The 12,709-nt window shown below is 43.2% G+C and carries 12 protein-coding genes; 10 read left to right on the plus strand and 2 right to left on the minus strand.

Going from position 1 to position 12,709, the window contains the following annotated elements:
* Position 1 precedes the first annotated feature (1 nt).
* The gene (locus FLM48_RS08510) at positions 2–2,212 is read right to left on the minus strand and encodes a diguanylate cyclase (protein ID WP_256871093.1); all 2,211 of its coding nucleotides are present in this window, start codon (positions 2,210–2,212) and stop codon (positions 2–4) included.
* Positions 2,213–2,624: 412 nt separating this feature from the next.
* Between FLM48_RS08510 and FLM48_RS08515 the strand changes: the two genes are divergently transcribed.
* Positions 2,625–2,852 carry a cytochrome c3 family protein gene (locus FLM48_RS08515; protein ID WP_179024350.1) on the plus strand — a complete coding sequence of 76 codons (228 nt, stop codon included), beginning with the start codon at positions 2,625–2,627 and terminating at the stop codon, positions 2,850–2,852.
* 61 nt (positions 2,853–2,913) lie between these two features.
* Here FLM48_RS08515 and FLM48_RS08520 read toward each other — a convergent pair whose 3' ends face one another.
* Positions 2,914–4,551 (minus strand): HD domain-containing phosphohydrolase, encoded by a 1,638-nt coding sequence (locus tag FLM48_RS08520; protein ID WP_179024351.1) that lies wholly within the window; start codon positions 4,549–4,551, stop codon positions 2,914–2,916.
* A gap of 628 nt (positions 4,552–5,179) precedes the next feature.
* Here FLM48_RS08520 and FLM48_RS08525 point away from each other — a divergent pair.
* The 9 genes from FLM48_RS08525 to FLM48_RS08565 all read left to right on the plus strand — a co-directional run bounded on the left by FLM48_RS08525 (position 5,180) and on the right by FLM48_RS08565 (position 12,697).
* Positions 5,180–5,815: an LON peptidase substrate-binding domain-containing protein gene (locus FLM48_RS08525; RefSeq protein ID WP_179024352.1), complete on the plus strand. Its 636-nt coding sequence runs from the start codon at positions 5,180–5,182 to the stop codon at positions 5,813–5,815.
* Positions 5,816–5,933: 118 nt separating this feature from the next.
* Positions 5,934–6,500: a sigma-70 family RNA polymerase sigma factor gene (locus FLM48_RS08530; protein ID WP_245608443.1), complete on the plus strand. Its 567-nt coding sequence runs from the start codon at positions 5,934–5,936 to the stop codon at positions 6,498–6,500.
* Positions 6,493–7,170, plus strand: a complete 678-nt coding sequence (locus tag FLM48_RS08535; RefSeq protein WP_179024353.1) for a ChrR family anti-sigma-E factor — start codon at positions 6,493–6,495, stop codon at positions 7,168–7,170. The genes FLM48_RS08530 and FLM48_RS08535 overlap by 8 nt, the downstream gene beginning before the upstream one ends.
* A 33-nt stretch (positions 7,171–7,203) precedes the next feature.
* Complete coding sequence (locus tag FLM48_RS08540) at positions 7,204–8,148, plus strand: DUF523 and DUF1722 domain-containing protein (RefSeq protein WP_179024354.1); 945 nt, start codon at positions 7,204–7,206, stop codon at positions 8,146–8,148.
* Positions 8,148–9,545 (plus strand): deoxyribodipyrimidine photo-lyase, encoded by a 1,398-nt coding sequence (gene phrB, locus FLM48_RS08545; protein ID WP_179024355.1) that lies wholly within the window; start codon positions 8,148–8,150, stop codon positions 9,543–9,545. The genes FLM48_RS08540 and phrB overlap by 1 nt, the downstream gene beginning before the upstream one ends.
* Positions 9,546–9,556: 11 nt before the next feature.
* Positions 9,557–9,991, plus strand: coding sequence for a nuclear transport factor 2 family protein (locus FLM48_RS08550; RefSeq protein ID WP_306294445.1), 435 nt, complete (start codon positions 9,557–9,559; stop codon positions 9,989–9,991).
* The gene (locus FLM48_RS08555; protein WP_179024356.1) at positions 9,991–10,710 is read left to right on the plus strand and encodes an SDR family NAD(P)-dependent oxidoreductase; all 720 of its coding nucleotides are present in this window, start codon (positions 9,991–9,993) and stop codon (positions 10,708–10,710) included. Before FLM48_RS08550 ends, FLM48_RS08555 begins: the two co-directional genes overlap by 1 nt.
* Positions 10,707–11,960 carry an NAD(P)/FAD-dependent oxidoreductase gene (locus tag FLM48_RS08560; RefSeq protein WP_179024357.1) on the plus strand — a complete coding sequence of 418 codons (1,254 nt, stop codon included), beginning with the start codon at positions 10,707–10,709 and terminating at the stop codon, positions 11,958–11,960. The genes FLM48_RS08555 and FLM48_RS08560 overlap by 4 nt, the downstream gene beginning before the upstream one ends.
* Before the next feature lie 11 nt (positions 11,961–11,971).
* Complete coding sequence (locus FLM48_RS08565) at positions 11,972–12,697, plus strand: DUF1365 domain-containing protein (RefSeq protein ID WP_179024358.1); 726 nt, start codon at positions 11,972–11,974, stop codon at positions 12,695–12,697.
* Positions 12,698–12,709: the final 12 nt, after the last annotated feature.

Consider the following 12,709-nt stretch of genomic DNA (forward strand, 5'->3'; position numbering starts at 1 on the left):
GCTAAATTTTTGTTACCTGTAAAGGTGCGTCTGGCTGCATTGAGGTTACCACTCGATTGCGGCCATTTGATTTGGCGTGATAAAGGTTTCTATCCGCAATCTTAAACCAATCTTCAAGATCTTTTGAGTAGCTGGCATTCCCCATCACAGCACCAATACTGATTGTCATCGAGATGGTTTTATCATCTTTAGCGGTTGGAATCGATAGTGCTGCCACTTGTTGTTTAAATTGGTTAAGGTGCGCTTCAACTTTAAGGACATTACATAGCGGCAAAATCAGTAAAAACTCTTCACCGCCGTATCTAGAAACCATGTCAGTATCACGCTTAAAAGACCTCAGCATCTGTTTAGCAAGTATGCGAATCGCCTCATCACCGACTAAGTGACCATGGCTATCATTGATGTCCTTAAAATGATCGATATCGATAATGGCAAGGGTCATAGCTTCATCCGTTCGCTGACACATCTCTTGAATACTGGCAAATTTCTGCTCAGCATAGCGACGGTTGTAAAGCCCGGTGAGATCATCACGCTCTGCAAGGGACTTTAACATAGTATTGGCTTTTTCTAATTCAAATGTGCGAATGGCTACTTTTTCTTCAAGCTCTAGCTGATAGCTAATGAGTTGCCGCTTACTTTGGCGAATACTGCTATGTAACGCTTGAATTTCAAGCGGTACTTCAGCTTCAATGATGACAGCCTCATCTTCAAAGTCGGTACGCTTTTCAGAGAACTTCTTAGCAATAAGTTCTAGCGGTCTCGTTAATCGCTGACTAATCGTTTGGATTAAAAAGACGGTGATAATTAACGAGATAACCAGCACTGCAAACGTAGATAAATATTGTGTCTCAAGCAGTTTTAGCAGTGGTGAGAAAGGTTTAACGGTATAAAGTGACCAACCGTTGTCTAGCCCGAACTGGGTAAAGACATATTCTGGACTTTGGTTGTCAATATCACCGAAGTTAATCATTTGCAAAATTGTTTTGTAGTTTTCACCACTTAAGCTGTATGTAAAGCTTGAGAGCGCTGCCATTCCCAATTCAGGAGAGGCATAGATAACGCGATTGTCATTGTCGATGATCACCATAGAGATGCCATCAACACCATGTTTAATATCAAACTGACCAAAATTGTTGAGATTTAACGACCCCTCGATAATACCAACAACCTGATTTTGCTGATAAATAGGTGCACTAATCGCTACTATTGGGTCACTGCCAAACCCGCGACCTTGGAAAACCGGTGATACATAGCTTCTCTGGTTGTAAAACGCCTCATGGAAATAGTCGCGGTCACTGATATTGATATTACCTTTAGCAATTTTTTGTTGGTTTAGGCGACTAATGGGACTTGCAGCATTGATATTACCGTCAGCGTTGGCCATCAACATAGTGATAAAGCTGGGGTAATTTTGATGCATACGTGACAACATATTTTGCCATTGCTGGTCTTGTTGACTCGACAAACTAAGCCAACTCGCCGCATTGTTGATGGCGGTTTGATGGTGTGCAATGTATTTGTTGGTTGCAATACCTATCTGAGTTGCTGTGTCTTCGAGGTTGCGTTTTAAATGAACCTGCTGGTTATCGATAAAGTAGTTATTAAAAAGGAGTGCTGAGCAGATCAGCGCCATGGTCAAAATTTGCGTAAACGTATAGGTGAGCTGGGCATTAAAAGGGCGTGACTGACTATCGGCAATTTTACCCGGCCACTGCCACAGTTGCGGGATAAAAGTGACCAACAACGAGCCCAAAGACGTACAAAATATACCGTTAATTGCTTGCTTTAATGTCACAAAAGTTAAATGGCTCCCAGGCATGTCTGAGAACATGACCACATAACCATAAAATAGAGGCATGCCAACGATTAACCAAAAGGCAATGTCGGCATATAGGGAGTAAATATCTTTACGCCGAGCAAAGCCTAGCCAGAGTGCTTGAATCGAAAACAACACAAAAATATGCCAACTTTGCCAGGCGATAAATAGCCCAATTGAAGTCATTGTAGCGGCAAGTAGTGCGTACCAAGGGCCAAGTAAAATTGCCACGATCACATAGGCGGCATTACCGACAATCAATTGTGCATTGCCAAACAGCGGGATGGGATACAGATTGATAACTAAGCCGATAAGGCCGAGCAAAATAGTGAACTTGAGACGCGATAAATGGACTTTGGGCATGGTTTTTTTGCTTTGTTTCTGCTTAGTTATCATGCTAGCCGCTATTAGAAGCTTGTTCAAACAAAATGTTGCAAATGTTAATTTTTTATTTTGCTGGTATGGTATTCTTGTATATTGGAACTTAAGAATAATTGGATGTAGCTCACAACGTCGAAGGATAAAACGTTAACTGCTAGACAAGTTACTACCAAGTATAACATTCTTAAGCTTCAATTAAGGAACGTAGCTAAAAATAGCCTTAACTTGCTGATGAATTCCGTGGTAACGCTATTAATTACATGGTTTTTTATGCACAGTTTGGCAGGGAAAATTAACTAATAAGTGAAACATTAGGGTTAGGCAGAAGTACTCTAGCTTAGCGGAGTAACTAGCGATTAATGGTTTCATAAATTGATGTGAGATGACATCAATTAAGGGCGATAGCCCATCTTGATGAGGAGCATGTATGAAATATTTAACTATGGTAGCAGCATTGGTTTTCGCTGGTTCAGCGGTAGCAGTAGACTGTACTGATTGTCACGAAAAAATTGACACCACTATGCACGTTGAGTCTGAAGCAACGCTAGCAAATTGTGCAGATTGTCACTCGATTGCAGATGCGCACGAGATTGATATGGACCTACATACTCCAGATCTTACGATCACTGAGTGTGCTGATTGCCACGAGATGTAAACCATCTTCACTACGGTAATGCGTAGAACTAAAAGCCAGCATCATTGCTGGCTTTTTTGTTTTAGGAGAGGGTGGCAGCCATGACTTTGACGGTGCGGTCTTCTATTTGGCTACGGCTATGTCTAAATTCGTGGGCAAGTTGATTGAATGTTGCCACAAGTTCAGGGTTGAATGCCTTACCGCTGAGTTCGTTGATGATTGCTGAAGACTTTTCAAAATCATATGCAGGCTTATAGGGCCTGATGGACATCAAGGCATCAAAGCAGTCCACAATACTGACTATTTGCGCTTCAATTGGTATCTCATTGCCGCTGAGCCCTCTTGGGTAACCCGTACCATCCCATCTTTCATGGTGGCAATAGACGATGTTTTCTGCCACCGGACTGAGATTAAACTCTCTAATCAAGTTATAGCCATTTTCCACATGTAATTTCATGACTTCCCATTCATGGGGATCTAATTTTCCTGGTTTGCTTAAGATGGCATCGGGTGTAGTGATCTTGCCTAAATCATGCAGTGATGCATAGCGATGAATATCATCTATCACAGGTTTTGGCAACTTAGCTTTTACTGCCATTAATCGAGAGAAGTGGCTGACACGTTGCACATGGCTGCCCGTGACCGGATCATCACCTTCATGTAATCGCTCTATAAGCTCGGTGACTTTCTCTAATACTGCATGCATTTTCATTTTCTGTATCTGCGACTGAATGCGCTGATAGTTTTTATAAAGCAGCGTGCTCAATAAAATGCAAAACATAAAGGAAAACACCATGTATCCCCACCACTTGTGAGAGGTTAGGTACAAGTCATAGTGGCGGTTGTTCGCTGTGATTGTTGGCTGATAATCTGCTTTGTATTGCAGCACAATGCGGTCGAAATAATGGCTGTTGTCCGCATGTTTAAATATATCTGAAAAAGCCATGATATCTTCGTAATAAAGTAGGCCATTTTGATTGATCTTGAAGTTATTAAAGTCCAGCTTTCTATTACAGCCTAAGTCTTCACAAAAGGTCATTGACTGATTAGGGTGAAGTAGAAATTGCGACTGTTTATCGACAATGATGACATTGATGTTGGGACTTGCTAGGTCATTGAGACTATTAAACAAGGTATTGACGTCATAGTTAAGGATGACGCTGCCGAGTTTATTACCAGTGTCATCAAGCACGGCTTTACCAATCCGTACAACCGGACGATGGGGCAGTTCAAACACGCCGTAGTCGCGATTAAGACTAACTTTAGAGATATAGAGTTCATGGTCACTTTGGGTACTCATCTCTTTAAAATAGAAATGGCCTGACTTATCTTGTAGCTCTTGTCTATCAAGGGTTTGAGGCGCACCACCACGTTGGACGATTTTAAATAACTCTAGCCCCTGATTATCAATCAACCTAGCTTGAACAATTCGAGGTTTACTTAACATCATTTGCGTAAAGATATCTTCGATATATTTATATCGACTGGTATTGAGTGCATTACGGGTGCTGATCAATTGCGCCAAGTAGTCGACTTCCTGCTGATCTTGACGCATTTGGGTCGCCACAAAAGTTGAAATCGCATGTGCTTTTGCCACTAGTTTACTATGGGCGTCTTGTTCAGCCTTTTGATGGTTATAGTGAATATCGAGCGTCACAAAAGCCATCACCACGGTGATTAAGATGGCAGAAGGAATGATATATAACAGCAGGCGTATCATTATTTAAAGAAAACCCTAAATATTGTAATGGTATTATTATGCAGGAGTTAATTAACCTGATCTATTGAGTGAAAACTCCAATTGCTAACGAGGTGTAGAAGGCCGTTAGTTTACTCATTACTGATAATTGGCGTTTATACTGTCAGGTTTGTTTAATCACGATAAATATACTGGAAACGATTGATTGTTTAGTAAAATAAGTTGAAGTACATAACGGTTGAAAAATGTATGGGATGTTGTTGGTTGGTGGCGTAAATTGCTGTCAGTTAGTCTCAGTATAGATTTTTATATGGGTAGTTATAGCATTTAAAACGGTTACGTCTGATTTTTTGCTCAGATATCGCATATCGACCATTCGTTTCGCGCGTTAACGGGTGGATGCAAATTGATACAAAAATAATGTCTTTTATGTTGTAAAAAACCTTAGATATTCACATTTTTAATGATTATCTGGTTGTTGTAAGGCCCTTGGTGGGTATTTGATTCGCTTTAAAACCCATTTATTCCCGTTGCAAGCGATAGAGTAAAACGGGTTTTTCTTGCTGACTTCACGCTTAAAAGATACACAGGTGATCGCAAGTTTTGTCCCACGCGTATTAGTTATTAGCCGTCGCAATAGGATAATTCTGTGGTTGTAGAAAATTTATCAAACTCCTCATCTGTCGCTAATCAGCACTCCCAGCATAGGGAATGCACACGATTAAGTGTTTTCCCGTTACCGTTATTTCTGCTTCCCGGAGCGGTGAGTCATCTGCGTATTTTTGAAGCGAAATATTTGGATATGGTCACCGCTAGTTATAAAGAAGGCGGTTTTGTTATTGCCCGCTATGACAAGGATTTCGCCTTTAATGTGCCTAAGTGGGGCTGTCATGTTGAAATCGTTGATTTTCACACCAGTGAAGACAATGTCTTAGTCATTGAGGTACGCGCCAAAAAGCTGGTGGCATTAAATGATTTTAACTATCGTGATAATGGGCTGCTAAGCGCCATGGCGACTACGCTCCCTAATTGGGCTCCACGTCATCACAACGACATAACAGATGAATTCGCACTATTTTTGGCTGAAATTTATGAAAGACAACCAGCATTACAGCAGCTACATGATGCCCTGCATCTGGATGACCCTATTTGGGTTTGTGCTAGAATTCTAGAGATCATTCCTTTATCTTTGATAGAGAAGGAAAAATTCATAGGTGAAAATGAGTTTGATAATCTAGTTTGTTTTCTTCAAACGCTGATTTTAGGTCAAGTAAATAAAAATTGATCCCTTTAACTATTTGCTGCGTATTGATGATTATGTCGAACAACTAAAAGCACGAGCTATGCAAAAATCAGTCGCAGCAATCGACAAAAAAGAGGTTTGCACTATCAACGCGAACACCATGGAAAATCAGGTACCGCCCGAGTTGTCTCAGTGGCTGGTAGACGTTGCTAATGTGCGCTGCAAACGCGCCTTTACTGAATTGTTCCGGTTTTTCTCTCCCAAAATCAAACGCTTTGGTATTAAACAGTTGGGTAATGAAGCTCAAGCCAATGAGCTGATTCAAGACACAATGACTAATGTGTGGAAAAAAGCCCATTTGTACAATGCAGACAAAGGTGCGGCAACGACATGGGTTTACACCATTATGCGTAATGCCTCGTTTGATATGTTGAGACGGATCAAGAGTAAAGGTGAGGTTCAACTTGCGGATGACATCTGGCCTACTTTTGCCGATGAGCAACCTGAAGAGGTCATGTTTGGTGATCATCTGATGGAAAAGCAGATGTTTAACTATGTCGACAGTCTACCCGAGGCTCAAAAAGCCGTGGTTAAAGGCGTTTACTACCAAGAGTTATCCCAGGAACAACTCGCCAAACAGTTGGGCGTGCCAGTAGGCACCATTAAGTCGAGATTGAGATTAGCGCTTGCAAAATTAAAGAAACAGCTGGGAGAGTCCAATGATTAATCATCACCCCAAAAATGACATTTTAACTGCTTTTGTCAGCGGGCAATTGCCAGCGTCGGTATCGGTGGTTGTGGCCAGCCATGTTGAACTTTGTGAGCACTGTCAGCAGCAAGTTGAATTAATCACAGCGCAACAAGCCGCAAGCGCCTTTAACTCGGCCTCAGATAACGCATTAATTGGTGAAGCTCCCATCTCTAAGAGTGAGATCGATGAGCTTGATATGATTGACATGATAACCGCGCTAGAGCCTGATACCGCCAGCGTTGAGACTGCGCCAGTCGAAGTGGCTGTTAATAACAAGCTACTGACCTTACCAAGTGCCTTGCGTCAAGTTGGTCTCAAGGAATGGCAGGGGCTAGGAAAGCTATCTCGGGCGCGATTTGATTTAGATGACGATGAAATGCGCATGAGCCTGCTGCATATCGATAAAGGTGGCAGTGTACCAACTCATACTCACAAAGGCTTTGAGGTGACCTTGTTACTAGAAGGCAGCTTTGATGATGAGATGGGGCACTACAGCGTAGGCGATTTTATTTGGCTAGATGGTGAGCACACACATCAACCAGTAACTCAAGAGGGCTGTGTTTGCTTGACAGTATCGAGCGACGCGATTCACTTTACTCAAGGTGTGAGCCAAATACTTAACCCAATTGGTCGATTTATCTATTAGGCTTAAGTGGCAATCTGGCAGGAGAGGTAGGTTATGGAAAAGCAGCTAACAATCGGTATTAGTGCCTGTGTCATGGGTGAGCAAGTACGCTTTGATAGGGGACATAAAAAGTCTAATTTCTGTGTTGAACAGTTAGGTGAATTTGCATCCTTTAAACCGGTTTGTCCTGAAGTGGGCATAGGACTGCCAATACCTAGACCGACAATTAGACAGATCATTCGCGACAATATTATTACTGTATCGCGCCCAGATGGCAGCGGTGACGTAACTGATGCGCTCAAAGAGTTTGGCCAAAAAGCAGCTAAGCAATACGATAAGTTATCTGGCTTTGTTTTTTGCGCCAAAAGCCCTAGTTGCGGGATGGAGCGCGTGAAAATTTATCATCACCATGGCAAAGGTTCAGAATCCACGGGAGTGGGAGTATTTGCGGAACAAGTGATGCTGGCCAACCCGTTATTGCCTTGCGAAGAAAACGGTCGCCTTAATGATCCTGTGATTAAAGAGAACTTTATCACCCGAATTTTTACCTACCAGAAATGGTTAGATTTGAAAGAGGCGGGGATTACCAAACATAATTTAATTGCATTTCATAGTGAACACAAATACTTAGTGATGAGTCATCATGTAGAAAGCTATCGAGAGCTTGGTCGCCTGTTAGCCAGAGCCGATATGGCCCTGGATGACCAAGCAGATGCCTATATCAGTGGGCTGATGACGGCGCTAAAGCATAAAGCGACACGTCGCAGTCATACTAATACACTGCAGCATTTACAGGGTTACTTTAAAAAACAACTCGATGCCGCTAAGCGCAAAGAGCTTACAGAGCAGATAGCGGATTACCGTGACGGTGTGACTCCACTCTTAGTGCCATTAACGCTCATCAAACACTATTTGATGGAGTATCCTAACGAGTATCTAGCCAAGCAAACTTATCTCAATCCACATCCGCAGGCATTGCGGTTAAGGTACGGTTACTAATGGCTATTTTATGGATTCGGCGGGATATGAGAACCCATGACAATCCAGCATTAATCGCAGCGATAGAGCATCATGCCACTATCGCTGTTTTTATATCTACGCCAGAGCAGTGGCGTGAACATCATCAAGCAGCCATTAAAGTGGATTTCATTCGTCGCCACCTTAATCAATATGCTCAGCAGCTAGCTGCATTAGGGATAAAACTTGTTCACCTACAGGCGACAACATTTGCGCATCAAGCAGAAGTGCTGCGCGACTTTTGTCACCGCCAAAATGATAAGCAAGTGTTCGCCAATACGGAACCTGAAGTTAACGAGCAGCGCCGCGATGAGCAGATTCGTTCTGCAGGTATCGATTTGCAGCTCTATGACGCAGATCCTATCGTCCAGCCAGGTAGGGTGCTCAATAAGCAGCAACAGATGTTCAAAGTGTTTACTCCTTTTAAACGCGCTTGGCTTAGTGAGGTTGCTGCTAGAGGGGTGACGTGTATCCCTGCACCCGCAAAGCCAAGTATTGAAGCGATTGCAGAGGTCGGCGAAATAGCGCCTGATGATTTCAATTACCCCCTGGTAAGTTCTGCCGCTTGGCCTGTAAGTCAGCGAATTATTGAAACGGTGATTCCGAATTTTTTTGAAAATAAAATAGTGAATTATCATGATGATAGAGATATCCCCAGTATTAAGGGAACCTCCGGTGTATCGCCCTATCTAGCGATTGGTGCCATTAGTGTGCGATGGTTGGTTACGCAGTTAATTCAACGCGATCCTGATGTGCTTCGCGACCCCTCACACGTTCATTTTAGTTGGCTTAATGAATTAATATGGCGTGATTTTTACAAGCACTTATTGGCTTTCTATCCCAACTTAATTAAAGGTGACAGTTTTTTGCCGCAGTATCAAAATGTGCGTTGGCCAGGAACTGATAGTGATTTTAACGCTTGGTGCGCAGGCCAAACTGGCTATCCGATTGTTGATGCTGCGATGAAACAGCTCAATCAAACCGGTTGGATGCATAACCGCCTAAGAATGATTGTTGCCAGCTTTCTCAGCAAACATCTGTTAGTGGATTGGCGTTTAGGTGAACAGTATTTTATGGAACACCTGATTGATGGTGATTTTAGCGCTAACAATGGTGGTTGGCAGTGGGCGGCAAGTACCGGTTGTGATGCGCAGCCCTATTTTCGTATTTTCAATCCACTGCTACAGAGTAAAAAGTTTGATCCAAATGGTGACTTCATTCGTAAGTATTTACCAGAACTAGAAAATGTACCGAATAAAGCGATTCATTTTCCCCATGATTTTCTCGCTGATAAAGGTGAATCTGGGACATATTGTAAGCCCATTGTTGAGCATAAACAGGCCAGAGAACGGGCACTCTCTTTTTACAAACAAGCTTAGGAAATACTCGCATGATGACCAAGCCGCTATGGTTAGAAAATTTCATTGCTGTCTATGAGCGGCTAGGGACTGACAACCTCGTCGCACTCGATAAGGTTTATCACCATGATGTGACCTTTTTAGATCCAATGCATAAGGTCGAGGGGCTCGAGCAATTATTGGGCTATTTTGATGGTCTTTATGAAAATGTTCTCGAATGTAGTTTCCATATTGATAACTGTTTTACCATTGATGAATATGCGGCTGTTTATTGGACCATGACCTACCGACATAAACAATTAAATGGGGCGAAGCCTATAGTGGTTGAAGGTCATTCGATGCTCAAAGGCAAAGACAACAAAGTGGTCTATCATCGCGATTATCTCGATGTGGGGGCGATGCTATACGAACACTTGCCTGTGCTGGGCTTTATGGTGCGGAAAATCAAACAACGAGCGGGTGCATAATGGCTAGGGTACTTATCACTGGCGCAAGCTCAGGTATTGGCCATGCACTGACATTGGCTTATCAAGCGCGTGGAGAGCAGGTGATAGCCTGTGGTCGAAATGCTGAAAAACTCGCGGCTTTAGGCGAACTTGCCAACGTTGATACTTTGCAATTTGACGTGACCGATAAGTCACAGGTGCTGGCCACTGTGGCACAAATGCCGTCGCTCGACGTGGTCATCTTAAACGCCGGTGACTGCGAGTACATAGATGATGTGATGCATTTTGACAGTACGCTGTTTGAAAGAGTGATAAAAACTAACTTGATTTCAATCGGTTATTGCTTAGAAGCATGGGCAAGTAAGCTATCAGCTGGTGGGCAGCTAGTTTTTGTCAGCTCTAGTGCGCAGTTTTTACCTTTTCCTCGGGCGCAAGCCTATGGTGCGTCTAAAGCGGGCTTGAGTTATTTAGCTAAGGTTATGCAAATTGAGTTACAACAACATGCAATAGGGGTCAGCTTAGTGCATCCCGGATTTGTGGCTACCCCACTGACCGACAAAAATACCTTCGATATGCCCTTTAAAGTGACCGCTCAGCAAGCCGCGCAACATATTATTGATGGCGTGGAAAAACGCCAGTCAGAGATCGCTTTCCCCGGCGGTTTTATTTTTATCTTAAAGTTACTTAAGGCTTTGCCCCTAAGCTGGTGGCGCGCAATTGCGCTAAGGATGCAATCATGAAAAAAATCGCTATTGTAGGCTCGGGCATTTCCGGTCTGACTTGTGCTTACCTGCTTGATAAGCAATATGAAGTCACAGTTTTTGAAAAGAACCATTATGTTGGCGGCCATACAGCCACCGTCGATATTGAACACAATGGGCAAGACTATGCCATTGATACCGGGTTTATCGTTTTTAACGACCGTACTTATCCCAACTTTAATCGTCTACTCGAACAACTCAATATTAGTGGCCAGAAAACGCAGATGAGTTTTAGCGTATTTAATATGGCCAGTGGTTTTGAATATAATGGGCATACGGTTAACACGTTATTTGCCCAAAGACGTAATATTTTTAAGCCGCGCTTCTGGCGATTAATTTTAGAGATCATTAAGTTCAATAAGCTGTGTAAGCATGTTTTTCATAATCAAGAGTACACAGAGGGGGACACGCTTGGTGCGTTTCTTGAACAACACGGCTTTTCAGACTTCTTCAGCGAGCATTACATTTTGCCTATGGGGGCTGCGATTTGGTCAACCAGCTTAAAGGAGATGAAACAGTTTGAGCTGGCTTTCTTTATCAAGTTCTTCTTCAACCATGGCTTACTGAATATTACCGACCGACCACAATGGTACGTGGTACCTGGTGGCTCTAGAGAATACGTTACTGCGCTGTTGGCAACATTGTCAAAGCCAGTGGTTACCGGAGTGGATTTAGCCACCATTAATCGTGACGATGACGGCGTTGAGTTGGTGTTTAAAAGTGGCGTGACGCAACGTTTTGATGAAGTGATTATGGCATGCCATTCAGACCAAGCGCTGGCCCTACTTAATCAACCCAGCGACGATGAGCAGCGCATCTTAGGCGGTATTCCTTATAGTGAAAACCATGTGGTGCTGCATACCGATGTCAGTTTGTTGCCAAGGCGACGTTTAGCTTGGGCGAGTTGGAACTACCAACTCGACAGCAATAATCAGCGTCCAGCTTGTGTGACCTACAACATGAACATTCTGCAAGGGTTCGATAGCCGTGACACCTTTTGTGTCACCCTCAATCAAACGGAACAGATCGATCCCGATAAAATTCTTAGGCAGTTTGTCTACCATCACCCCACGTTAAATCAACACACAGTTGCCTGTCAGCAACAGCGCAATACCATTTGCGGACAAAACAATACTCACTTTGTCGGTGCCTATTGGTACAACGGTTTTCATGAAGATGGGGTACGCAGTGCCCTGGATGTGACTCGCCGGTTTGGTCTGTCATTGTAGGGAGAATTGCTATGGCGTTATCTAGTGCAGTGTATAGCGGCGAAGTCAGACACCGTCGCTTTGGTGATAAGCCCCATCGATTCAATTATGGCATGTACATGATGGCTATTGATTTAGGTGAACTCGATAGCGTGTGCCAGCAGAGTCTGGTTTTTGGTAATAAATGGTACAACCCGATCCGTTTTTGTGAAAAAGATTACCTAAAAAGTGAACCGGGTACACTTAAACAGCGTATTAGCAATAAAGTGCAACAACTTGGTGGTAAGTGGCAGGGAGGAAAAGTGGTCATGATGGCTCAGTGCCGTTGTCTTGGGATCTACTTTAGCCCGATAAACTTTTACTTTTGCTATGACACACAAGGCGACTGTCAGTACCTGTTAGCTGAGGTCAGTAACACCCCTTGGAATCAACGCCACTACTACTTGATTGACTTAGCTGGCAGCTGTAAGACCGATAAAGTTTTTCATGTGTCACCGTTCATGGAAATGAACATGCAATATCACTGGAAGATTATGGCACCGCAAAGCAAAGTTATGGTGCACATAGAGAATCATCAGCAAACTAAAGTGTTTGATGCCACGTTGGCGATGAGTCGCCAGGAGATAACGCCTAAGTCGTTGCTTAAAACCTGGCTTAGTACGCCAATGATGACCGGCAAGATGATTGTGGGGATCTACTGGCAAGCATTAAAACTTTTTTGGAAGCGGGTGCCGTTTATCGCCCATCCTGAAGCCTAATTTAGACTGGAT

Source organism: Shewanella sp. Scap07, from assembly GCF_013394145.1.
Lineage (GTDB): Bacteria > Pseudomonadota > Gammaproteobacteria > Enterobacterales > Shewanellaceae > Shewanella > Shewanella waksmanii.